The 23193-nt window shown below is 72.2% G+C and carries 17 protein-coding genes and 1 tRNA gene; 12 read left to right on the forward strand and 6 right to left on the reverse strand.

Translation table 11 applies throughout. The features are described 5' to 3' along the window. Positions 1-15: 15 nt before the first annotated feature. Positions 16-3372 carry a hypothetical protein gene (locus ACK4HH_RS04585; RefSeq protein ID WP_409648720.1) on the forward strand — a complete coding sequence of 1119 codons (3357 nt, stop codon included), beginning with the start codon at positions 16-18 and terminating at the stop codon, positions 3370-3372. After that, on the forward strand, positions 3369-4277 hold the full coding sequence (locus ACK4HH_RS04590) for a hypothetical protein (RefSeq protein ID WP_409648722.1): 909 nt from the start codon (positions 3369-3371) through the stop codon (positions 4275-4277). Before ACK4HH_RS04585 ends, ACK4HH_RS04590 begins: the two co-directional genes overlap by 4 nt. On the opposite strand, the gene ACK4HH_RS04595 is transcribed toward ACK4HH_RS04590, so the two are convergent. Continuing rightward, positions 4274-5359 (reverse strand): GNAT family N-acetyltransferase, encoded by a 1086-nt coding sequence (locus tag ACK4HH_RS04595; protein ID WP_409648724.1) that lies wholly within the window; start codon positions 5357-5359, stop codon positions 4274-4276. The genes ACK4HH_RS04590 and ACK4HH_RS04595 overlap by 4 nt on opposite strands. A gap of 125 nt (positions 5360-5484) precedes the next feature. Here ACK4HH_RS04595 and ACK4HH_RS04600 point away from each other — a divergent pair, with 125 nt between their 5' ends. Continuing rightward, a complete protein-coding gene (locus ACK4HH_RS04600; protein WP_409648726.1) occupies positions 5485-9234 on the forward strand; it encodes a chromosome segregation SMC family protein in 3750 nt (1249 codons plus the stop codon). Between the two features lie 287 nt (positions 9235-9521). Here ACK4HH_RS04600 and ACK4HH_RS04605 read toward each other — a convergent pair whose 3' ends face one another. After that, positions 9522-10838: a nicotinate phosphoribosyltransferase gene (locus ACK4HH_RS04605; protein WP_409648728.1), complete on the reverse strand. Its 1317-nt coding sequence runs from the start codon at positions 10836-10838 to the stop codon at positions 9522-9524. 72 nt (positions 10839-10910) lie between these two features. Here ACK4HH_RS04605 and ACK4HH_RS04610 point away from each other — a divergent pair, with 72 nt between their 5' ends. The 7 genes from ACK4HH_RS04610 to ACK4HH_RS04640 are packed head-to-tail and all read left to right on the forward strand — an operon-like array spanning position 10911 to position 17149. Then, entirely contained in the window at positions 10911-11408 is a 498-nt protein-coding gene (locus ACK4HH_RS04610; protein WP_409648730.1) for a hypothetical protein, read from the forward strand. A 43-nt stretch (positions 11409-11451) separates the two neighbouring features. Then, positions 11452-12930 (forward strand): cryptochrome/photolyase family protein, encoded by a 1479-nt coding sequence (locus tag ACK4HH_RS04615; protein WP_409648732.1) that lies wholly within the window; start codon positions 11452-11454, stop codon positions 12928-12930. A 10-nt stretch (positions 12931-12940) separates the two neighbouring features. Continuing rightward, positions 12941-13786 (forward strand): glutamate racemase, encoded by an 846-nt coding sequence (gene murI / locus ACK4HH_RS04620; protein WP_409648735.1) that lies wholly within the window; start codon positions 12941-12943, stop codon positions 13784-13786. After that, on the forward strand, positions 13783-14532 hold the full coding sequence (gene rph, locus ACK4HH_RS04625) for a ribonuclease PH (protein ID WP_409648737.1): 750 nt from the start codon (positions 13783-13785) through the stop codon (positions 14530-14532). Before murI ends, rph begins: the two co-directional genes overlap by 4 nt. A gap of 4 nt (positions 14533-14536) precedes the next feature. Further along, entirely contained in the window at positions 14537-15136 is a 600-nt protein-coding gene (rdgB, locus tag ACK4HH_RS04630; RefSeq protein WP_409648739.1) for an RdgB/HAM1 family non-canonical purine NTP pyrophosphatase, read from the forward strand. A gap of 9 nt (positions 15137-15145) precedes the next feature. After that, on the forward strand, positions 15146-15850 hold the full coding sequence (locus ACK4HH_RS04635) for a metal-dependent transcriptional regulator (protein ID WP_409648741.1): 705 nt from the start codon (positions 15146-15148) through the stop codon (positions 15848-15850). A gap of 39 nt (positions 15851-15889) precedes the next feature. Next, a complete protein-coding gene (locus tag ACK4HH_RS04640) occupies positions 15890-17149 on the forward strand; it encodes an Nramp family divalent metal transporter (RefSeq protein WP_409648743.1) in 1260 nt (419 codons plus the stop codon). Between the two features lie 18 nt (positions 17150-17167). Here ACK4HH_RS04640 and ACK4HH_RS04645 read toward each other — a convergent pair whose 3' ends face one another. The 3 genes from ACK4HH_RS04645 to ACK4HH_RS04655 form a co-directional block, all read right to left on the reverse strand. After that, on the reverse strand, positions 17168-17887 hold the full coding sequence (locus ACK4HH_RS04645; protein ID WP_409648745.1) for a DedA family protein: 720 nt from the start codon (positions 17885-17887) through the stop codon (positions 17168-17170). 64 nt (positions 17888-17951) lie between these two features. Beyond that, positions 17952-18032 (reverse strand) — tRNA-Leu (locus ACK4HH_RS04650). 27 nt (positions 18033-18059) lie between these two features. Then, positions 18060-19193: a PucR family transcriptional regulator ligand-binding domain-containing protein gene (locus ACK4HH_RS04655; RefSeq protein ID WP_409648747.1), complete on the reverse strand. Its 1134-nt coding sequence runs from the start codon at positions 19191-19193 to the stop codon at positions 18060-18062. Between the two features lie 140 nt (positions 19194-19333). Here ACK4HH_RS04655 and gabT point away from each other — a divergent pair, with 140 nt between their 5' ends. After that, positions 19334-20686 carry a 4-aminobutyrate--2-oxoglutarate transaminase gene (gene gabT, locus ACK4HH_RS04660; protein WP_409648749.1) on the forward strand — a complete coding sequence of 451 codons (1353 nt, stop codon included), beginning with the start codon at positions 19334-19336 and terminating at the stop codon, positions 20684-20686. A gap of 71 nt (positions 20687-20757) precedes the next feature. Further along, positions 20758-22218, forward strand: coding sequence for an NAD-dependent succinate-semialdehyde dehydrogenase (locus ACK4HH_RS04665; protein ID WP_409648751.1), 1461 nt, complete (start codon positions 20758-20760; stop codon positions 22216-22218). 177 nt (positions 22219-22395) lie between these two features. Here ACK4HH_RS04665 and ACK4HH_RS04670 read toward each other — a convergent pair whose 3' ends face one another. Beyond that, the gene (locus tag ACK4HH_RS04670; RefSeq protein WP_409648753.1) at positions 22396-23172 is read right to left on the reverse strand and encodes a ZIP family metal transporter; all 777 of its coding nucleotides are present in this window, start codon (positions 23170-23172) and stop codon (positions 22396-22398) included. Positions 23173-23193 lie beyond the last annotated feature (21 nt).

Here is a 23193-nt window from a genome sequence, read left to right on the forward strand (position 1 = left end):
GACGCTCGCCGGCCGGTGCTCTCTCGACCGTGGTTCGCCGCGGTCGCGATCGTCGTCGCGCTGAGTCTCGTTGTCGCTGCCGGAGTCGTCGCACTCGTCAGGTTCGGTTCGCCGTTCGATGCGCCGCTCTCGCAGGCCGAGCGCGCCCCGAGCGCGTTTCCGCTCAGCCTCACCCCGGTGTCGTCACCGGCGGTCGATCGCGGGGGCACGATCGCGGTCGAGATCGCGGGTCAGTCGCCGCAGCCGATCGAGCTCGTCGAGCTGTGGGATGGCGATCGCCTGGTCTTGTCGATCCACGACCTCGAGTCGACCGAGATCGCCGACGGCTCGTTCGTCCTCCTTCTCGAGCTCGACCACGTTCCGACTGTCGCCGGAGACCGGCCTTTGCTTGCCCGCGCCATCACGGCGTCGGGTGAGGCGGCCAGTTCGGCCGTGTTGCCGACCTCGGTGCTCGACCTGCCCGTCGACCTCGGTCTGCAATCGCAACTCGTCGCGGGGCTGGATGCTCCGCCTCCCGTCACTCGCCTGCGCGCGGCCCCGGGCGACACCCTCGAGTCCATCGCGGGTCGACTCGCGGTCGCCCCCAGCGAACTGCTGCCGAGTGTTCGCGTGGCGTCGGTCGACGAGACCCTGCCCACCGGAACGCCCGTGATGGCACCCGTGGCCGCGGTCTCGATCGCCGACGACCCCACGCAATACCGACTCCCGCCGAGCGACTGGCTCACCCGCATCACGGCGGCCCTCGACGGTTGTGACGTGGTCGTGACGGCCACGAATCCCGACGAGGAGCTCTGGATCTACGGCGGCCCCGAGCAGCGCAAGCTCGGCGAGGCGCGACCGGGCGAACCCGCGCGGCTCAGCGGTCTGCCGGTCGGACTGCTGACCCTCGTGGCGTTCCTTCCGCGCGTGACCGATGACGTGAGCGGGATCAACGGGCCATCGCTCCCCGTCTCGATCACGGTTCCCGAGGAGTGCGCCGACCTCGGATGGTCGGGTGACGCGATCATCGTCAACGGCGCGCTCTCGGCGTCGATCGACGTGCCCGACCCCTACCTCTACGTGTCGATCGACCGCGGGCCGTGGCAACGGGTTCCCGCCGCCGAAGGGCAGTTCCTGCCCTCGAGCGTGGCAGCCGACCTGCGGTCGTTCCTCTCCGTCGAGCAGTCCGATCAGGTCGACCTCGAGCTCTGGCATCGCGACGGCACGGAGGCCGTGCAGGTGGGGGCGGGCCTGTTCTGCCGGGCGAGCATCCAGCCGCCGACGACGGCGGGGTCGACCGCCTCGGGTGGTCCGTGCCAGCCGGTCGGCGCGACCGCACCGGGAACAGCCGCGCCCGCGCGCGGCCTGACCCTGACTGCCTCGCTCGAGGGCGGCTCGGGTGCCGGCGCCTACCTCAGTATCCTCACCGACCCGCTCGCCGAGCAGCAGGTCAATCTCGCCGTCGACGCGCCGGTCACGCTCACGATCGAGAGCCGTGATCCGGCCCTGCGCACCGCGCTCGTGCAGGTGTCGATGTCGCCGATCAGCAGCGCCTCGACGGGGCTGCCGACCCCGGGCGTGCTGCGCACCATCACGGTGCCTCTGACGCCGTCGGCCGCGGGGTCGTCGGGCACGACGACGATCAGGCCATGGCAGTGGCGCTCGCTCAAGGTCGACGACGACGGGGGCCTGCTCGACGACGCCGGGTCGCTCGTGCTCGACGATGCCGTCGCGGCCTCGCTCGCCGCCGCCGCTCTCGCCGCCAACGACGGTCTTGTGACCGATCTCGCCGTGCGCGCCCTGGCCGTGGCCGACCAGAACGGCACGGGCAGCGAAGGCTACGCCTCCCGATCCGTGGCGATCGACATGACGACGACGGAGCCGTGGACGGACGAGACGGCGCCGCAGCTGGTCGACCCCCTCGTCGAGTTCCGACCCGGCATCGCGCAATCGGCGACGAACCAGGCCTACCAGGGTGCGTGCTTCGATATCCAGAGCTACCCGCCGGCCGACGTCTGGCTCGCCGAGCCGTGGTCGGGGCCGCTCGCGACGACGCCCGCCGGCACCGTGTATCCGGGCGCCCCCGAGCCGGGCGACACCGTGTACTCCGGCGGCGACGCCGCCCGCAGCGACCTCGCGCTCGCGCAGATCTCGTACCCGACCGACGAGTGGATCTACTGCGAAGAGGCGCGCACCGACTTTCGCAACAGCGCGGTCGTCGCGATCTATGCCGCCGAGCAGGATGCGAAGCCCAAGTGCGGCTTCGTCTGCGTTCTGCAGACCACGCTCATGGGGGCCTTCGTCGGCTTCTTGGTCGGCGGGCCGGCCGGTGCCCTCGTCGGAGCATCGATCGGGCTCGGCGCCGGGCTCGTGAGCACGGTATCGCCGGGGGTCTACGAGGCGCTCACCGAGCTCTGGGACACGGTCGCCGGCATCTACAACGCGATCTACACGACCGCGATCGACGTGCTCGATGCCCTCAATCCGGTGTGCCTCGCCGCCGGGGCCGCATCGGATCAGGCGGAACAGGCCTGCGACGCGGTCACGAACCTCGCGGTCGCGGTGGCCTTCACTTACGCCACGGGCCTGCCGCCCCAGCTGCCGATGCACGAGAACATCGCCGCGGTCGCCTCGGGAGACATGACGGCGCTGCTCGTGGTCGCGATGGACTACGGCCTCGCTCAGTTCGGCCTGAGCTGCGACACCTTCACCGTGCCGGCCGACACGGCCGATACCGTGACCGCCGTCGCCGAGCTCTACGGCGATCCCGACGTCGATGCCACGCTCGGTAGCGCCACCGCCCCCGACGGCTCGCTTTCGGCGTGCCAGGCCTTCGCGAGCGTGCTGTACGCGACGGTGCGACGCGGGCTCGAGACAGAGCAAGGAAAGCTGATCTCGAGCGCCTATCGCGTCGGCTACATCCCGGGGCTGGTCTACCGGCCCGTCGGGGACTCCCCGCCGACGATCGTCGTGACGGGCGGGGTTCCCGGCGCCCTGCCGAGCGGCACGAACTGCCCCGTCACGGCCAACACGACGCTCGTCATGAACGGACGCGCCTACGAGCTCGCTCCCGCGATCGAGCAGGCCGTCGTGCGCCGAGCCGCGGGGTACGAGCAAGTGGCGGGAATCACCTCGGTCTGGGCGGCCACCGTGCCGCTGCCGGCGCTGCCCGACTGGGATTTCGCCTCCGGCCCCCCGGCCCCGCTGGTGCGGTCGATCAGCCAGTCGGCGCCCAATGCGCCCTACCTCACCGTGCAGGTCGACTCACCGTGCTTCGGCGAGACGGTCACGTTCACCCGCGCCCGGTTCGGCTCGGGCCCGCTCGCGTTCACGACCGACGCGCGAGGCGTCGCCTACTACTACCCGCAGCACGGATTGACGGACACGCCGTGATCGCCGCCCTGCTCGTCTCCCGCGTCGCCATCGGCACCGCGGTCGTCGGAACGCTCGCGCTCGGTGCCGCGATCATCGTGCCCGCCCCCACCGCACCGGCCAGCGTGTGGTTCGACCAGCCGCTCGACGGCTCGGTGCTCGTCGAGGGCGAGCACAGCATCCGGATTCATCTGCGCAATGATGCCTCGTTGCTGCGTCTCGTGATCACGCGCGACGGGGAGCAGGTCGGTGCTCCCGGTGACGACACGCTCGAGCGCGTGGTTGACGCGCCGGGGCGCGGGGCCTGGATGGGGGAGTTCTCGTGGGACTTCACCCCGGGAACGTACGAGCTGCAGCCGCTCCTCGGTGTCGACGACGCGCTGCCGTCGGTCACGATAACCGTGGTGGGCGACATCGCCGAAGTGCCGACTCCGGGCGCCTCCGACCCGACGCCGAGTGCCTCGCCGACACCCACGCCAACAACGACCCCCACGGCGACGCCCAGCACCGAACCCACAACGGAGCCGACGACGGCGCCCAGCACGCCCCCCACCCCCTCGCCGAGCGCTCCGCCGGCCCCGGTGTTCGCTGGATCGGTGTCGCGCGTCGCCGGCGCGACCGACTGGAACAGCACCTTCACCGGGTCGGGAATCTCGCCCGCGGGCGCGATCGTCAACGTGCAGGTGAACGTGCGACCCGGCGACACCGGCTCGTTCAGCGGGTGGGTCTCAACGCCCTGCATCACCTCGGGCAGCGGTACGGCGCCATTCTCGTGCACAGTCGCCAATCATCAGATCCAGACACCCGAGCGGGTCGGCGCGTACGCCCCGCCCTACCTCGTTGTCTACCGCCTCGAGGTCGTCTACCAGGGCGCCACCTACTACGGTTCGGGCGGCAACTGGACGACCCAGGTGCGCGTCGGCTAGGCCCCGGCCACGAGGTCTTTGCGCCAGGCGCCCTCGTACACGAAGGGCACGAATCCCAGCGCCTCATTGACCGCGAGCATGTGCCGGTTCTCTTCGGCGTTGTAGGTGATGATCGAGGGATGCCCGGGCGACACCTGCTCGAGCCACAGCACGTTCGCGGCCTTGAGCAGCATGCCCAGTCGGTGCCCCCGGTGCTCGCGCAGCACGATCGTGTCCTCCTGGCCGAGGGTGCGCTCCCGCTCAGCCGGCGCGGTCATCTCGGTGAACCCGACGAGCGCGCCTGACGGCACGTGCTCGACCGCCGCGACGATCGAGGTGCGCGGGCTCTCGGCCTCTTTCGCCTCGTCCTCGAGCAGCCGCTCGACCGTCCACGGGTCTTCGGGCTCCTCGAGCCCCGCGGTCGGCGCGTCGGTGCTCATGCGGGTCAGCAGGTGCGCGATGCCCTCGCGCCACGCGGGCGGGGTCGGCCCCGCCCAGGTGTGCACGCGGTAGTCGGGGCCGGCGGCGGCCCGCGCCGCATCGTGGGCAGCCTGCAGCACGTCGCTCTCCAGGGGCAGGGCCAGTCGGCTGCCGCGCTCGACCTGCTCGAGCGTGTAGCCGAGGCCCTGCAGCAGGCGCACCTCCGGGGTTCCCGCGGGCACCGAGCCGAAACCCGTGGGGGAGGGGATCCGGATTCCCCCGGTCTTCCACGAGGGGGCGTAGACGATCGCGCGGGTCTTGCCCTCGCTCAGCGCGATTCCCTCGAGGTGCTGGGCGAGGGCCTCCCCGACGCCCTGGCCCCGAGCATCCCGCAGCACCTCCGCCATGAGCCAGACGGTGTCGGCCGCCTCCTCGGTGCGGGTCTCGTAGATGCCGCGCGCCACGAGCCTCCCGTCGAGGCGCGCCGCGAACATGCGCTTGGGCTCGAAGGTGGTCTTCTGCCAGCCGGGCAGCAGCTCGGCTGCGGTCGCGGTGAGATCGTCGGTTCCGGAGTCGTCGCGCCAGACGGTGTTGCGCACGTCGACGCACGCGAGAAACTCGGCCGCGTCGGGCGCGTCGAGCGAGTCGGGGATCGTGACTTCGGCGACGGTGATGGTGGTCATGAGGCATCCTCCTGGTGGTGGCCAGCCCGCCAGACTAGCGCCGCGCGAACCGATACGGTAGCCCTGACCGGTTTGCGCCGTGCGACGGTCGACATCGACGACCGTGCCGGGAAGGGGGGCAGCGCGTGCACCTCAAGAGCCTCACCATTAAGGGCTTCAAGTCGTTCGCGCAGCCGACCACCTTCCAGTTCGAGACGGGCGTGACCTGCATCGTCGGGCCCAACGGATCGGGCAAGTCGAACGTCGTCGACGCCCTCGCCTGGGTCATGGGCGAGCAGGGCGCCAAGACGCTGCGTGGCGGCAAGATGGAAGACGTCATCTTCGCGGGCACGACCACGCGCGGCCCGCTCGGCCGCGCCGAGGTGCAGCTGACGATCGACAACGCCGACGGCGCCCTGCCGATCGAATACAGCGAGGTCACGATCTCGCGCACGCTGTTCCGCAACGGCGGCAGCGAGTACGCCATCAACGGCACGGCCTGCCGCCTGCTCGACGTGCAAGAGCTGCTGAGCGACTCGGGGCTCGGCCGCGAGATGCACGTCATCGTCGGCCAGGGCCAGCTCGACGCCGTGCTGCACGCGAGCCCCGACGACCGGCGCGGGTTCATCGAAGAGGCCGCCGGCATTCTCAAGCATCGCCGCCGCAAAGAGAAGACGGTGCGCAAGCTCGAGGCCATGCAGGCCAACCTCACACGCTTGAGCGACCTCGCCGGAGAGATTCGCCGGCAGCTGACCCCGCTCGGGCGGCAGGCCGAGATCGCGCGTGAGGCGCAGACCATCGCAGCGATCGTTCGGGATGCTCGAGCCCGCCTCCTGGCTGACGAAGTGGTCACCCTGCGCACCGCGCTCGCCGACCACGCCCGCAGCGAGAGCGAGCGCACGAGCGAGCGCATCGTCGTGCAGAGCCAGCTCGACCAGACCCGCCTGCGCGTGCAGCGCATCGAGGCCCAGCAGGTGGGCGACGCGGTCGACGAGGCCCGCCGCGTGGCCTTCGACCTCGAGCAGGTGCAAGAGCGCGTGCGCAGCCTCTCGAGCCTCACGCAGCAGAAGCTCACCCTGCTCAGCCAGCAGGCCGAGCTGCCGGGCATGTCGACGACGATCACGCAGTCGCAGGTGGACGAGGCGCGGGCCGAGGCGGTCGCGCTGCGCGTGGGCGTCGCGGCGGCCGAGGCGCTCGTCGGCGAGGTCGCCGCCCGCACCGCCACGGCGCGCGCGACGCTCGACGCCCTCGATGAAGAGATCGCGGCGCAGAGCGCGCTCGTCTCGCAGCACGACCTGCAGCTCGCGGCGCTCGCGAGCCGCGTCGACGTCGCCCGTTCGACGCTCGCGGCCGCCCGCGGCGAACTGCTGCGCCAGCAGAACGCGCTCGAGGCCGCGGTCGCGCGTCAAGAGGCGACGCGGGCCGAGCTGGCTGCCCTGCCCGAACTCGACGAGGGCGACGGCACCGAGCAGTCGCGGGCCCTCGACGCGGCGCTCGCCGAGGCCGACGACAGCGTCGCCGCGCTGAGCGCACGCAGCGACGTCGAGCGCGACGCGCTGCACGCGCTCGAGCGCGAGCGCGACGCCCTCGCCGCGCGGGTCAGTGCGCTCTCGCAAGCCGTCGATTCGGGCGACGCCGCGACGGGGCTCGTCGGCTCCGCGGGAATCCGCGGCCTCGTCAGCGATCACCTGCAGGTGCGCAGCGGTTTCGAGGCCGCGATCGCCGCGGCGCTCGGCACGCTCGCCGAGGCGGCGCTCGCCGACGACCTCGACGCGGGCCTGCGCGCGCTCGAGCGCGCCCACGCCGCCGAGGCCGGTCGGGTCGACGTCGTGCTCGCCGAGGTGGCGGGCCGGGCATCCACCCCCCTCCCGGCCGTTGCGGGGCTCACGGCCGCTGTCGACGTCGTGACCGCCCCGCCCGGGGTGCTGTCGTTGCTCGCGCGCACCGTCATCGCCGACGACCTCGACGCGGCGCGGGCCGCCTGGCCGGCCGTCGCGGCCCTCGAGGCCGCCGATTCGATCAGTGTCGTGACCCGCGCGGGCGACGTGCTCACCCGCTCGGTGCTGCGCGGCGGATCGGGCGCGGGGCGCAGCCGTCTCGAGCTCGCCGCCGAGCGCGATGCGGCCTCGACCGCGCTCACCGAGGTGTCGACGAGCATCGAGCGCGCGCGCGGAGCCCTCGACGAGACCCGCGCGGCCCTCGGCGCGGCGAAGCAGGCGGCGATCGCCGCTCTCGCCGCCGTGCGGGATCAGGATGCTCAGCGCGCCGCCCGCAGCGAGCGGGTCTCTCGAGCGCGGGCGCAGGCCGAGGCCGCCGAGGCCGAAGCGGCTCGGCTCGCCTCGGGCGTGGACTCTGCTCAGGAGTCGGTGCGCGAGGCCGAGTCCGCAGTCGAGCGCGCTCAGGCCGAGCACGAGGAGTTCGCCGGCCGGCCGCGCCCCATGCTCGACGCGTCGGCGCGCGACGCCCTGCTGGCCGACCTCGAGGCGGCGCGCTCTGCCGAGCTCGAGCGGCGCATCGAGCTCGAGACGGCGCGCGAGCGCGTGCGCGCGGCCGTCGAGTCGGCCGAGCTGCTCGACAAGCGCCGCATCGCCGAGAAGGCCGCCGCCGACGAGTCGGCGCGCCGCGCGGTGCTGCGGCAGCGGCAGGTGCAGCGCGCCACCGCCGTGGCCGCCGCCCTGCCCGCCGTGCAGGCGTCGATCGACCGATCGGTCGCCGAGGCCCGGGTCGCGCTCGCGCAGCGCGAGAGCGAGCGCGCCGCGCAGAACGACGAGCTGCTCGAGCTGCGCCGCACCGAGGGCTCGCTGCGCGAGCGCCTCGCCGCGATCACCGAGGGTGTGCACGGCCTCGAGCTGCAGATCTACGAGAAGAAGCTGCACCTCTCGCAGCTGCTCGAGCGCGCGGGTGACGAGCTCGGACTCGTCGAAGAGGTGCTCGTGGCCGAGTACGGCCCCGACGTGCCGGTTCCCGACGACGACGCGCTCACCGAGGCCGCGCGGGCGGTGGCCGATGCGATCGCGGCCGAGGCGGCCGCGCGCGTCGACCCCGACCCCGATGCGCCCGCCTTCGACCCGACGTCTGACGAGGAGGCCGCGCGGGTCGCGGAGATCGTGGCGCAGGCCGCCGCGCATCCGTTCGCAACTCAGGCTGACGGTGCCGAAACCGGACCCGACGGCGCACATTCCGGTGCACAGCCTGAGGTGCGAACAGAACCCGCGGGCAAGCCCTTCGACCGCAGCGAGCAGCAGGCCCGGCTCGCGCGCGCCGAGCGCAAGCTCAGCCAGCTCGGCCGCGTCAACCCGCTCGCGCTCGAGGAGTTCGCGGCGCTCGAGCAGCGCCACAAGTTCCTCACCGAGCAGCTCACCGACCTCGCGAACACGCGTCGCGACCTGCTGACGATCATCGACGAGGTCGACGCGACCATGCAGACGATCTTCGCCGCGGCCTTCGCCGACACGCAGGCCGCGTTCGACGTGGTCTTCCCGATCCTCTTTCCGGGCGGCACGGGCAGCCTCACGCTCACCGACCCCGAGAACATGCTCACGACGGGCATCGAGGTCACGGTCAAGCCCGCGGGCAAGAAGATCGAGCGGCTGAGCCTGCTGAGCGGCGGCGAGCGCTCGCTCGCGGCCGTCGCGCTGCTCATCGCGATCTTCAAGGCCCGGCCGAGCCCGTTCTACATCATGGACGAGGTCGAGGCCGCCCTCGACGACGCGAACCTCGGCCGGCTGCTTACGATCTTCCGCGACCTGCGCCAGAGCTCGCAACTCATCATCATCACGCACCAGAAGCGCACGATGGAGATCGCGGATGCGCTCTACGGCGTGAGCATGCGGCAAGACGGTGTGAGCGCCGTCGTCGGGCAGCGCGTGCAGGCGCCCGACGAGCGCGCGAGCTAGTTCACCAGGGCGCGACACCGTTCCTCCCAGACGCCTCCCGGGCCCTGACGTGCCCCCTCCCAGACGCCTCCCGGGCCCTGACGTGCCCCCCTCCCTCACGCGCTCTGCGCGGGCCGAGCCAGGGGGCACGCCTCCGCACGCTCCCGAATCCAAGGAGTTCCCGGCGACGTCGCTCTCGAGACTCCTTGGATTCGGGAGTGTGCGGAACCCGTCTCCGTCTCAGGGCTCGGGCAGCGTCGGATGGTGGGCGCAGAACACCGAGCGGGGAGGTGCTGGAATGAGCCCGACTAGACCGAGATCGTCGGCAGCGCGGGTTCGCCGCGGCTGAGCCGCAGCGCGGCGGCGGGCAGCTCGGCGACCGCGGCCGCTCGGTGCTCGCGCGCCGCAGCGACCCCCGCCGGCCCGAGCCAGAGCGCATCGGGCTCGCCGTCGGTCATGAGCGTGACGGTCAGCGCGCGCGCGGTGAGGTCGGGCGGAGTGGCAGCCTCGGGCATCCCGTCGCGGTCGTCGTCGACCACGATGCGCTCGGCGACCGCGACGCCGTCGCGCAGCAGCCGCTCGGCCCGCTTGGCCCCGCCGATCGAGGCCTTGCCCGTCGAGGCCTTGGCCACGGGCATCCATTCGCCGTCGCTATAGCGGTGCGCGACGAGCTTGTAGACGAAGCCCGCGGCGGGCGATCCGGATCCGGTGACGACCGAGGTGCCCACGCCGAACGCGTCGACGGGCGTGCCGCGCAGGGCCGCAATCGTGTGCTCGTCGAGGTCGCTCGTCACCGTGATGCGCGTGCCCGTCGCCCCGAGAGCATCGAGCTGCGCTCGCACCTCGCGCACGAGAGCGGGCAGGTCGCCCGAGTCGAGGCGCACCCCGCCCAGGCCCGTGCCGGCGACGCGCACGGCCGTTTCGACGCCCTGCCGCACGTCGTAGGTGTCGACGAGCAGGGTCGTGCCGACGCCGAGGGCGGCGACCTGCGCGCGGAAGGCCTCCTCTTCCGAGTCGTGCAGCAGCGTGAAGGCGTGCGCCGCCGTGCCCATCGTCGGAATGCCCCAGGTGCGCCCCGCCTCGAGGTTCGAGGTCGCGCTGAAGCCGGCGATGTAGGCCGCGCGCGCCGCGGCGACGGCCGCCGACTCGTTGGCGCGGCGCGAGCCCATCTCGGCGATCGGATGCCCGTCGGCCGCCGCGACCATGCGCGCCGCCGCCGTCGCCACGGCCGAGTCGTAGTTCAGCACGCTCAGCACGACCGTCTCGAGCAGCACGGCCTCGGCGAAGGTGCCGCGCACCGTCAGCACGGGCGCGCCCGGCACGTACACCTCGCCCTCGCGGTAGCCCTCGACCTGGCCCGTGAAGCGGTAGTCGGCGAGAAACGCGAGCGTGGCGTCGTCGACGACCCGCTCGTCGGCGAGCCAGTCGAGCTCGGCCTGCCCGAACCGGAAGGCAGTGATCGCGTCGAGCACGCGTCCGGTGCCGGCGAGCACGCCGTAGCGCCGCTCGCCCGGCAGCCGCCGCCCGAAGACCTCGAACACGCAGTCGCGCCCCGCGCGCCCCGAGCGCAGGGCGGCTTCGACCATGGTCAACTCGTAGCGGTCGGTGCGCAGCGCGGTCGTCACGCGCCCAGCCTAGGCGCGGCCTCGCGCAGAATGCCCCTCGCGCATCGGCCGAAACAGTGGAATGCTCCGTTCATGGACGACTACCTGTGGGTGCTCAAGGGCAGCGAGCTCGACCTCATGCGCGAGCTCGAGCCGAAGCGCATGAACGCGCTCGATGAAGACGAGCTGCTCGAACTGCACCGCCGCGTGCGCCGGGCCCGCACCAAGCACGTCACCAACCACCGTCGCGGTGCGGCTCGAAAGGTCACGGCCACCGGCTCGCGCGGCAAGGCCGAGTTCAAGACCGCCAAGAGCAAGCTGCGCGCCGAGGCCTTCGAAGAGGCCCTGGCGATCGTGAGCGAGCGGCTCGCGACCGTTGCCCACGAGACGGCCGAAGAGCTCAAGCGCGAGCGCCTCGCCCGGGCCCAGGCCGGCCGCGGCACCGGGCCCGAGTCGATGACCTCGCACGAGGGCGGCGTCGGCGGTGCGGGGCGCGCGCGCAGCCACCAGGGCACGACGGGCGGCGCCAAGCGAGACGCCTCCACCCGCTCGCAGGGCGCCAAGCGTCAGGCGAAGCGCGACGGTCGCTGAGCCGCTCGGCTCCCTCCCGGCTCGCGCGGGCTAGCCTGCCCGCATGACCGCCCCGACCCGCTGGCTCACCGCCGAGCAGCTCGGCCCCGCCTTCGACGACGGCGGGCCGATCGTGCTCGTCGAGAGTACGGCGGTGTTCCGGCGTCGCCCGACCCACCGGCAGAAGGCGCACCTCTACCTCACGGCGCTGCGGCACCGCGCGCGCGAGCTGGGTGAGCGGGTCACGTTCGTGCAGGCGAGCAGCTTTCGCGCTGCGCTACAGGATGCGGGGCTCACGGGCGAGCACCTCGAGGCGATCGACCCGCCGTCGTGGGCCGCGCGGCGCCTCGTTCGCGAGCTCGGAGCGAGCATCCTGCCGTCGCGGGGCTTCGTGACGAACGAAAGCGACTTCGCCGATTGGGCCGCGGGCCGAAAGCCGACGCAGCTCGTGATGGACCGCTTCTACCGCGAGGTGCGCGAGCGCACCGGAATCCTCATGACCCCTGCCGGTCCCGAGGGCGGCCAGTTCAGCTTCGACGCCGACAACCGCCAGCCGCCGCCGAAGGGAGCCGCGACCCTGGGCCTGCCCGCGCCGTGGCAGCCGGTCGAGGACGACATCGATGCCGAGGTGCGTGCCGAGCTCGACGGCCTCGAGGCGGAGGGCGTGCGCTTCCTCGGCCGCGACGGCCCGCGCCTGTTCGCGGCGACGCGCGCCGAGGCGCTCGCCGCCCTCGACGACTTCGTCGAGACCCGGCTGGGCGACTTCGGGCCCTACGAAGACGCCATGATGCTCGGCGACGACACCATGGCGCACGCGCGCCTGAGCGTGCCCATGAACCTCGGCCTGCTGCATCCGCTCGAGGTCGTCGAGCGCGTCGTCGCCGAGTACGCGGCCGGGCGGGCGCCCCTGAACAGCGTGGAAGGCCTCGTGCGGCAGCTCATCGGCTGGCGCGACTGGGTGTGGCACCTCTACTGGCACCTGGGGCCCGACTACACGCGACGTAGCAATGCGCTCGCCGCACACGAGCCGCTGCCCGCGCACTGGTGGGCACTCGACGGGTCGGCGACGGATGCCCGCTGCCTCTCGCACACCCTCGACACGGTCGGCGGCACGGGCTACGCGCACCACATTCCGCGCCTCATGGTGCTCGGCAACGCCGCCCTGCAGCGCGGGTACGACCCGGCCGAGCTCACCTCCTGGTTCCAGGGCGCGTTCGTCGACGGCACGCCGTGGGTCATGCCGGCGAACGTCGTCGGCATGAGCCAGTGGGCCGACGGGGGAGTCGTGGCGACCAAGCCCTACGCCGCGGGCGGTGCCTACATTCAGCGCATGTCCGACTTCTGCGGGTCGTGCCGCTTCAACCCCAAGGTGCGTGTCGGCCCGGACGCCTGCCCGTTCACCGCGGGGTACTGGGCGTTTCTCGACCGGGTCGAGCCGAGCATTCGCGGCAATCACCGCATGGCGCAACCGCTCGCGGGGCTGCGGCGCCTCGCCGACCGTGAGCAGGTGGTGCAGCAGGAGCGCGCCCGAGGCGCGCTCTAGACTGGCGGGCGTGAGCAGCGCGCCGATCGGAGTCTTCGACTCAGGGGTGGGCGGCCTCACCGTGGCCCGCGCGATCATCGACCAGTTGCCGCGCGAGCGCCTGATCTACGTCGGCGACACGGCGAACGGCCCCTACGGCCCGCTGCCGATCGCCGAGGTGCGCGAGCACGCCCTGCGCATCATGGACGAGCTCGTCGACCAGGGCGTCAAGGCGCTCGTCATCGCCTGCAATACCGCGAGTGCCGCGATGTTCCGGGATGCCCGCGAGCGGTTCGAGCAGGGCCACGGCATTCCCGTGGTCGAAGTGATCCAGCCGGCCGTGCGCCAGGCTGTGCGCCGCACCCGCACCAAGCGCATCGGCGTGATCGGCACCGCGGGCACGATCCGTTCGGGGGCCTACGCCGACGCGTTCGTCGCCGACCCCGAGATCACGCTCACGAGCGTCGCGGCACCGCGATTCGTCGAGTTCGTCGAGGCCGGCGTCACGAGCGGCCCCGAGCTCTTCGCCGTCGCCGAGGAGTACCTCGCGCCGCTCAAGGCCGCCGACATCGACACGCTCGTGCTCGGCTGCACGCACTACCCGCTGCTGGCCGGAGCCATTCAGTACGTCATGGGCCCCGAGGTCTCGCTCGTCTCGAGCGCGGAAGAGACCGCGTACGACGTCTACCGCCAACTCGTGGCCCACGGCCTCGAGTCCACGGCGACGGATGCCCCGCACCACATCTTCGAGGCCACGGGCCCCGACACCGAGCGCTTCCGGTCGCTCGCCCACCGCTTCCTCGGCCCCGAGATCGGGCATGTCGAGGCGTTTCCCACCGGGACGATCCCGGCTCAAACACTGAAGGGCTCGTCATGACCACGATCGCCGAATCCGCCGGCCTGCGCGCCGACGGCCGCACAGCATCCCAGCTGCGCCCCATCACGATCGAGCGCGGCTGGAGCGCGCAGGCCGAAGGCAGCGCCCTCATCAGCTTCGGCAACACCAAGGTGCTGTGCACGGCGAGCTTCACGAACGGCGTGCCGCGCTGGCTGACCGGCAAGGGCAAGGGCTGGGTCACGGCCGAGTACGGCATGCTGCCCCGCTCGACGAACGACCGTATGGACCGCGAGGCCGTCAAGGGCAAGGTCGGCGGCCGCACCCACGAGATCTCGCGCCTCATCGGCCGCAGCCTGCGCGCTGTCGTCGACATGAAGGCGCTCGGCGAGAACACGATCGTCATCGACTGCGACGTGCTGCAGGCCGACGGCGGCACGCGCACGGCCGCGATCACAGGGGCCTACGTCGCCCTCGCCGACGCGATCGAGTGGGGCCGCGAGCGCGGCTTCATCGCCAAGAAGGCCGTCGCCCTCAAGGATTCGGTGAGCGCCGTGAGCGTCGGCATCATCGACGGCACCCCGCTGCTCGACCTCGCGTACGTCGAAGACGTGCGGGCCGAGACCGACATGAACGTCGTCGTCACGGGCTCGGGCCACTTCGTCGAGGTGCAGGCCACGGCCGAGGGTGCGCCGTTCGACCGCGCCGAACTCGACGCCCTGCTCGACCTCGCCCTCGGCGGTTGCACTGATCTGGCGGCGCACCAGCGTGCTGTGCTCGGGGCCTAACCGCGTGCGAGTCGTCGTCGCGACGCACAATGCGCACAAGGTCGCCGAGCTGCAGCGCATCCTCGGGGCCGCCCTGCCGAGCCTCGAGCTGCTGCCCTACGACGGCCCGGCCCCGGTCGAAGACGCCGACAGCTTCGCGGGCAACGCGCTCATCAAGGCCCGCGCCGCCGCGGCGCACACGGGGTTGCCGGCCATCGCCGACGATTCGGGCGTGAGCGTGGATGCCCTCGCCGGCGCCCCCGGCGTCGACAGCGCCCACTACTCGGGTGAGCGCGACGACGCGGCCAACCTGCGGCTCGTGCTCGAGAACCTCGGGGACGCGTCGAATCGTGCCGCCCAGTTCACGTGCGCCGCGGCCCTCGTCGACCCGCTCGAGGGTCAGGGCACCCCGTTCGAGCACGTCGAGCTGGGGGTGTGGCCCGGCACGATCGCCCGCGAACCCGCGGGAGTCGGCGGCTTCGGCTACGACCCCATCTTCATCCCCGAGGGCCTGAGCGTCACGAGCGCCGAGATCAGCGCCGACGAGAAGAACGCCATCAGCCACCGCGGGCGGGCCTTCGCGGCACTCGCGCGGGTGCTGGCCGATCGGTACAGCGGCTCCTAGGCTGGCGGCATGACCTCGTCGCCGATCGCCCGTACGGTGCCCCGCACCACGGTCGACGCCGCCGACGACTACCTCAAGACCATCTACTCGCACACCGAGTGGCAGCCCGACCCGATCACGCCCAACCAGCTCGCAACCCGGCTCGGGCTCGCCCCCTCGAGCGTCACCGAGATGGTCAAGAAGCTGCACGCCGCGGGTCTCGTCGACCACCGGCCCTACGGTCCGATCACGCTCACGCCGGCGGGCGAGCAGCGCGCCCTGGCGATGCTGCGTCGGCACCGGCTCATCGAGACCTGGCTCGTCAACGTGCACGGATACGGGTGGGACGAAGTGCACGACGAGGCCGAGGTGCTCGAGCACGCCCTGAGCGACCGGCTGCTCGATGCGATCGACGCGCAGCTCGGGCGACCGCAGCGCGACCCGCACGGCGACATCATCCCTGCGGCCGACGGCACGCTGCGGCGACCGGATGCTGTGCGCCTCGACCAGGCGCCCTTCGGCTTCGCAGGTCGCGTCGTGCGCATCAGCGATCGCGACCCCGACGTGCTGCGCGTACTCGACCAGCTCGGCATCGAGCTCGACGAGCCCGTCTGGGTGGGCCAGTCGCCCGAGGGCGGCGCGGGCGTCGCGATCCTGCGCCGCGCGGGCACCGAGGTCGTCGTCTCGCCCGCCGTCGCTGGCTCGGTGTGGCTCGAAGCGCGCCCCGAGATCTAGTATTTCGGCGCGCCGAAATCTCGGTGCTATCGTCGGAGCGTGACCGATTCCGCGCCGCGCGACCCCCGCGTGACCGCCGCCCGCACCGGTCTCGTCATCGCCCCCATGCTGGGCCCGGCGATGGTCGCGGGCGTCGCCTACCTCGACCCCGGCAACGTCGCGGCCAACATGACGGCCGGGGCGCTGTTCGGCTACCTGCTCGTGTGGGTCGTCGTGACGGGCAACATCATGGCCTGGCTCATCCAGTACCTCTCAGCGAAGCTCGGCATCGTCACGGGGCTGAGCCTGCCCGAGGCGCTCGGGCAGCGCTTTCGGCGGCGTCCGGCCCGCCTCGCGTACTGGGGTCAGGCCGAGCTCGTCGCGATGGCCACCGACGTCGCCGAGGTCATCGGCGGTGCGGTCGCCCTGTACCTGCTGTTCGATCTGCCGCTCGTCGTCGGCGGCGTCATCACGGGTGTCGTGTCGATGCTGCTGCTCGTGGTGCAGAGCCGGCGAGGCGGCGTGCGCATCTTCGAGCGCGTCATCACCGGGCTGATCCTGATCATCGTCATCGGCTTCTGCGCGGGGCTCGTGATCGGCCCGCCCGACCCCGCGGCCGCCGCAGCCGGCCTGCTTCCGCGGTTCGACGGTACCGAGAGCGTGCTGCTCGCGGCGAGCATCCTGGGCGCCACGGTCATGCCGCATGCGATCTATGCGCACTCGGCCCTCACGCGCGACCGCTTCGGCCAGGTCGCCGCGGGTGCCGAGCGCACGACGGTGCTGCGGGCGACACGCATCGACGTGACGATTGCGCTCGCGATCGCCGGTTCGGTCAACGTCGTCATGCTGCTCGTCGCCGCGGCCAACCTGCAGGGCGTCGAGGGCACCGACACGCTCGAGGGCGCGCACGCGGCGCTCGGCGCAGCCCTCGGCCCGGCCGTCGCCCTGCTGTTCGCGATCGCGCTGCTGGCGAGCGGGCTCGCCTCGACCTCGGTAGGCGCCTACGCGGGTGCCGAGATCATGAAGGGGCTGCTGCGCGTGCGCATCCCCCTGCTCGTGCGGCGCGTCATCACGATCATCCCGGCGCTCGCGCTGCTGGCCTTCGGCGTCGACCCGACGCTCGCCCTCGTGCTGAGCCAGGTCGTGCTGAGCTTCGGAATCCCCTTCGCGCTCATTCCGCTCGTGCGGCTCACCGCCGACCGCGCGCTCATGGGCGAGTCGGTCAACCGCCGGCGCACGACGGCACTCGCGATCGTGTGCGCGGGGCTGCTCATCGCGCTCAACGTGACGCTGCTCGTGCTGCTGGCCCTCGGCGGCTGAGCACGACGGGGGGAGTGCCTACTTCTCGTGGCGGCCCTCGTGCGCGGCCTCGTCGACCCAGATCTCGACCTCGGGAACGGGCTCGCCGGCCGCGGCGGCCTTGGCCTCCTGCCGCTTCTCCCACTGCTCGCGACCCAGGTGCCAGGCGATGCCCGCCACGGCCATGCCGATGACGACGAGGAACACGATCTCGATGTACTCGGTCACGATCTCGGCGACGCCGGGAATGTGGGCGGCGCCCCAGCCGATGAGCGGAAGCCCGACGCCCCACAGGAACGCGCCGAGCACGTTGAAGAACAGGAACTTCTTGTAGGGCATCTTGCCGACGCCGGCCGCGACCGGCGCGATCGTGCGCACGACGCCGATGAAGCGGGCGATCGTGACGGCCCAGCCGCCGTAGCGGGCGAAGAAGTACTCGGTGCGCGCGACGCTCTTCTTGCTGAAGAAGCCCGCCGACTTGCGTTCGAAGATCGGCGGCCCCGCCTTGTAGCCGATGTAGTACCCCAGCTGATCGCCCAGCACGGCGGCGATGAAGATGCACAGCACGACGAGCCAGATCGGCTGGGGGATCACGCCCGTGAAGGTCAGGATTCCCGTGATGAGCAGCAGGGTGTCGCCCGGCAGCAGAAAGCCGATGAGCAGCCCGGTCTCGACGAAGACGATCGCGCACACGAGCAGCAGGCCCCACTGGCCGGCTCCCGTGATCCAGGCCTCGACGTCGAACAACCCGAGGTCCATGGGCATCATGCGGCGGCTCCGTCGATCGTGGGGAAGGTCGCATCAGGGTACCCCGACAACCTCGTGCGGAAGGAGGGACTTGAACCCTCACGCCCGAAGGCACAGGAACCTAAATCCTGCGTGTCTGCCATTTCACCACTCCCGCGAGTGCCGCCAGTCTAGAACCGCGGCATCACGCGCGCCCGATGGCGTGCAGGGCCGCCCAGACCTCTGCTCGCGCGGGGAACGCGTCGAGGTCGCGCTCGAGCAGCTCGGCAGCGCGCCGCAGGCGCGCGCGCACCGTATGGCGATGGATGCCCAACCGCAGCGCCGCCGCCTCGGCCACCGCATCGCACCGCAGCCAGGTGCCGAGCGTTCCCACGAGGTCGTCGCCCGTGAGGGCGTCGTGCTCGAGCAGCGGCTGCACGAGCGCGGCCGGATCGCCGGTGTCGCGCGGCACGGCCAGCGGTGGGGGGGATGGCTCGCTGGCGACGAGCGCCGCCTGCACGGCCGAGCGCAGGGCCGCGAGGCGCCCGGCGGTCTCGGCCGCCTCGGCGACGAGCGCGTCGGTGTCGGCGACCCCGGCGAGGCCCGCGAGCGCGACGACGCTCGTGACGACCGCCCGCTCGGCGTCGTCGTGCGACGAGCCGGGGCCGATGACGAGCACGCCCGTGAGTGCGGTCGCGGCGCCGACGGTCTGCAGGCTCCAGTCGTCGACCGTGCGCGCGGCGCGGCGACCGGCGCGCAGCATGCCGAGCGCTTCGTCGAGCACGGTCGTCGGGGGCGTCGAGCCGAGCACGTCGCCGCTCGCGCCGACGATCCCGGCCTCGGCGCCGATGCGGCGGGCGAGCTCGGCGACGACGGCGGCGAGACCCGTCGGGCGCAGGGCGGCGACGGCGATGGCGCGCTGCGTCTCGAGCGTCCAGCGCACGCGCGCGTAGCGCTCGTGCGCATCGAGGTCGGCGACCGCGCGGGCCACGGCGATGAAGGGCGTGCGGTAGGGAACTTCGAGCAGGGCGAGGCCGTGCGCGGCGCAGGCCTCGGCGAGGGCATCCGGCGTGCCGTCGCGGATGACCTCGGTGCCGAAGCCGACGGCGGGAACCCCCGCGTCGGCGAGGCGCGCGACCCAGGGGGCGATGTCGTCGTCGCTCGCCCACTGCGTGCCCGTCGTCAGCAGCGCGTCGCCGGGGGAGAGGAAGGGGGTCGGGTCGGCGAGGTCGCTCGAGTGCACCCAGCCCCAGGAGCGGGCTCGGGCCGCGTCGTCGGCCCAGACGAGCCGCAGCTGCAGCTCGCGGCGGGCGAGCACGGCGTCGAGCGTGACGGGCATGCGCGGGTTCCTTACATTCGGGAGTCGCGGAGAGTGACGCGCCGACCCTATCCTCTGCGTGTACGTGGTGTCGAGCGATTCGGGCCGGGCTGTACAGCGCGTACACGCCGCGCGGGCCGACGCGGCCCTACTCTTGCGGCATGAGCATGACGATCGACGCCCCCGCTCTCATCGGCGGGCCGAGCCTGCCGCAGCGCCGCGAGCTCGTGACGAGCATCCCCGGCCCCAAGAGCGAGGCCCTCATCGCCCGCAAGCAGGCCGCGGTCTCGGCGGGCGTCGGCACCATGATGCCCGTCTACGCGGCCGCGGCGGGCGGCGGGGTGATCGTCGACGTCGACGGCAACTCGCTCATCGACCTCGGCTCGGGCATCGCCGTCACGAACGTCGGCAACGCCGACCCGCACGTGACCGCCGCCGTCATCGAGCAGGTGCAGCGCTTCACCCACACGTGCTTCACGATCACCCCCTATGACGGCTACGTCGAGGTGGCCGAGGCGCTCAACCGCCTCACCCCGGGCGACCACGCCAAACGCACCGCGCTCTTCAACTCGGGCGCCGAGGCGGTCGAGAACGCCATCAAGATCGCGCGCTACTACACGGGCAAGTCGGCCGTCGTCGCCTTCGACCACGGGTACCACGGCCGCACGAACCTCACCATGGCGCTCACCGCCAAGGCCATGCCCTACAAGGCCGGTTTCGGCCCCTTCGCGCCCGACGTCTACCGCGCGCCGATGTCGTACCCCTACCGCGACAGCCTGAGCGGCGCCGAGGCCGCCGCGCGCGCCATCCACGTGATGGAGCGCCAGATCGGCGCCGACCGCCTCGCGGCCATCATCATCGAGCCCATCCAGGGCGAGGGCGGCTTCGTCGTGCCCGCCGCCGGGTTCCTGCCCGCACTGCAGACGTGGGCCAACGAGAACAACGTCGTCTTCATCGCCGACGAGGTGCAGACCGGCTTCGCTCGCACGGGCCAGATGTTCGCGAGCGAGCACGACGGCATCGTGCCCGACCTCATCACCCTCGCCAAGGGCATCGCGGGCGGCCTTCCGCTCGCGGCCGTGACCGGCAAGGCCGAGATCATGGATGCTCCGCACGCGGGCGGCCTCGGCGGCACCTACGGCGGCAACCCCATCGCGACCGCCGCGGCCCTCGGTGCCCTCAAGGCCTACGACGAGCACGATCTGCTCGGGCGCGCGCTCGAGCTCGAGGCGATCATCCGCGACGAGCTCAGGACCCTGCAGGCGCGCGACGGCCGCATCGGCGACATCCGCGGTCGCGGCGCCATGATGGCGATCGAGCTCACCGACGCCGACGGCAACCCTGACGCCGCCCTGACCGGGAAGGTCGCCAAGCACTGCCACATGAACGGCGTCATCGTGCTCACGTGCGGCACCGACGGCAATGTCATCCGCCTGCTGCCGCCGCTCTCGATCGGCGACGACCTGCTTCGGGAGGGCATCCGCGTCATCGGCGAAGCCCTCGAGGCCCACTAGACCACCAGCACGACCCCATCATCCGCGGATCCGCCACCACCGCATCCGAACACCAGCGAAAAGGGAACCCCATGATCACCGAAGCCGAACTGCTCGCGAAAGTCCCGCGCGGCCTCTACATCGACGGGCAGTGGATCGACGCCGAAGGCGGCGCGACCATGACCGTCACCGACCCCTCGACGGGCGCCGTGCTCGCCGAGATCGCCAGCGCCTCGGTCGCCGACGGCAAGCGTGCGATGGATGCCGCGGCCGCCGCCCAGGCGAGCTGGGCCGCGACCGCGCCCCGCGTGCGTGGCGAGCTGCTGCGCAAGGCCTGGGAGCTCGTCATCGAGCGGGCCGACGAGTTCGCCCTGCTCATGACGCTCGAGATGGGCAAGCCGCTCGCCGAGTCGCGCGGCGAGGTCACCTACGGCGCCGAGTTCTTGCGCTGGTTCAGCGAAGAGGCCGTGCGCATCACCGGCCGCTTCGGCGAGAACCCCGAGGGCACGGGCCACATCGTCGTCTCGCACGCCCCCGTCGGGCCCTCGTTCCTCATCACGCCCTGGAACTTCCCGCTGGCCATGGCCACCCGCAAGATCGCGCCCGCGATCGCCGCCGGCTGCACCTCGATCATCAAGCCCGCCGCGCTCACGCCGCTCACGACGATGTACTTCGTCAAGACGCTCGAAGACGCGGGCCTGCCGAAGGGCGTCGTCAACGTCGTCACGACGGCCAAGTCGGGCGCGCTCTCGGCCGAGATCATCGCCGACCCGCGCCTGCGCAAGCTGAGCTTCACAGGCTCGACCGAGGTCGGCCGCGTGCTCATGAAGCAGGCCGCCGACGGAATCCTGCGCACCTCGATGGAGCTCGGTGGCAACGCCCCCTTCGTCGTCTTCGCCGATGCCGACCTCGACAAGGCCATCGACGGCGTCATGCTCGCCAAGTTCCGCAACATCGGCCAGGCGTGCACGGCCGCCAACCGCATCCTCGTGCAGCGCGACGTGGCGGAGGAGTTCAGCCGCCGTGTCACCGAGCGCGTCGCGTCGATGAAAATGGGCCGCGGCACCGAGGAGGGCGTGCAGATCGGCCCGCTCGTCGACGACAACGCGGTGCAGGGCTCGCACGAGCTCGTCGAGGACGCGGTCGCGCGCGGTGCGACCGTCACGACCGGCGGGCAGATCCCCGACCGCGACGGCTCGTTCTACCCGGCCACGGTCATCACGGGTGTCGTCGCGGGCACGCGTCTGCTGACGGAGGAGATCTTCGGGCCGGTGCTCGCGATCGTTCCGTTCGACACCGAAGACGAGGCCGTCGCGCTCGCCAATGCGACCGAGTACGGGCTCATCTCGTACGTGTACACGCAAGACCTCGCGCGGGGCATGCGAATGATCGACCGCCTCGAGACGGGCATGATGGGCCTCAACGCGGGCGTCATCTCGAACGCCGCGGCGCCCTTCGGCGGCGTCAAGCAGTCGGGCATCGGCCGCGAGGGCTCGCTCGAGGGCATCGACGAGTACCTCACCACGAAGTACACCTTCGTGCCGAAGAGCTAGGTATCGTGACCGTCGGGCGCTCGCCCGACGGCATCCTCTTCCGCTGCCGGGCGCTGTGGTGGCCGCCCGGCAGCGGATCTCTTCCCCTATGCCCCAGATCTGGGCCAAAAGGGCGCCTTGGTCGCTCGCATCGCCCACTTGGGGCTGAATCTGGACCGCGCGCGCAGCGCCAGCGCTCTAGCCGAGCTGGTACAGGGCGAAGGCCAGGGCGAAGCCGAGCGCCGACCACAAGCCGGTGAACGAGCGGTCGGCCGCGAAGGCCTCGGGAATCATCGTGTTGGCGACCATCGCCAGAATGCCGCCCGCGGCGATCGTCGTCACGACCGCGACGAGCTCGGGCGGCGCGCCGGCGAGCAGGGCGAAGCCGAGCATCGCCGCGACTCCCGAGATCAGCGCGATGCCGCCCCACACCCCGAACACGTACCGCGCGCTGCGGCCCTCGTGCTTCATGCCCGCCGCGCTCGCGAGCCCTTCCGGCAGGTTCGACACCGCGACAGCGACCAGCAGCGGGATGCTGACCGCACCACCCTGCGCGATCGACAGCCCCAGCACCAGGCTCTCGGGCACCCCGTCGAGCAGCGCCCCGATGGCGACGGCGATGCCGACGCTCGCGCTCGCGGCGGCCGCGGGAGCCGCGTGCACCCCGGGTTCGCTCTGCAAGGCCACGGAGCGTTTGCGCGCGCGAGCACCCCGGCGCGCGAGGGCGAGGTCGGCGAGCACGTAGGCGATGGCGCCGACGAGGAACCCGCCGAGGGTCGGCAGCAGCCCGCCCACGGCGTGTGCCTCCGCGACAAGTTCGAACGCGAGCGTCGAGATGAGCGCGCCCGCGCCGAACGCCATGACGCCGGCCACGACCCCGGTCGGAACCCGCACGATCCAGCCGATCGCGGCGCCGAGCACGAGAAAGCTCGCGGCGGCGAGCCCCACGGCGCCAGCGGCGAGTGCGTCGAGCATGCGCGCCTCCTCCTCGTGGGT

This window comes from Microcella sp. (genome assembly GCF_046296455.1).
GTDB lineage: Bacteria > Actinomycetota > Actinomycetes > Actinomycetales > Microbacteriaceae > Microcella.

What these genes read in the sequence shown, in the direction of transcription:
- ACK4HH_RS04655 (WP_409648747.1), bottom strand. Translation starts at nt 19,193, where the DNA reads ATGCCCGTCACGCTCGACGCCGTGCTCGCCCGCCGCGAGCTGCAGCTG.
- ACK4HH_RS04595 (WP_409648724.1), bottom strand. Translation starts at nt 5,359, where the DNA reads ATGACCACCATCACCGTCGCCGAAGTCACGATCCCCGACTCGCTCGAC.
- ACK4HH_RS04665 (WP_409648751.1), top strand. Translation starts at nt 20,758, where the DNA reads ATGATCACCGAAGCCGAACTGCTCGCGAAAGTCCCGCGCGGCCTCTAC.
- ACK4HH_RS04635 (WP_409648741.1), top strand. Translation starts at nt 15,146, where the DNA reads ATGACCTCGTCGCCGATCGCCCGTACGGTGCCCCGCACCACGGTCGAC.
- ACK4HH_RS04670 (WP_409648753.1), bottom strand. Translation starts at nt 23,172, where the DNA reads ATGCTCGACGCACTCGCCGCTGGCGCCGTGGGGCTCGCCGCCGCGAGC.
- rph (WP_409648737.1), top strand. Translation starts at nt 13,783, where the DNA reads ATGACCACGATCGCCGAATCCGCCGGCCTGCGCGCCGACGGCCGCACA.
- ACK4HH_RS04615 (WP_409648732.1), top strand. Translation starts at nt 11,452, where the DNA reads ATGACCGCCCCGACCCGCTGGCTCACCGCCGAGCAGCTCGGCCCCGCC.
- ACK4HH_RS04610 (WP_409648730.1), top strand. Translation starts at nt 10,911, where the DNA reads ATGGACGACTACCTGTGGGTGCTCAAGGGCAGCGAGCTCGACCTCATG.
- gabT (WP_409648749.1), top strand. Translation starts at nt 19,334, where the DNA reads ATGAGCATGACGATCGACGCCCCCGCTCTCATCGGCGGGCCGAGCCTG.
- ACK4HH_RS04645 (WP_409648745.1), bottom strand. Translation starts at nt 17,887, where the DNA reads ATGGACCTCGGGTTGTTCGACGTCGAGGCCTGGATCACGGGAGCCGGC.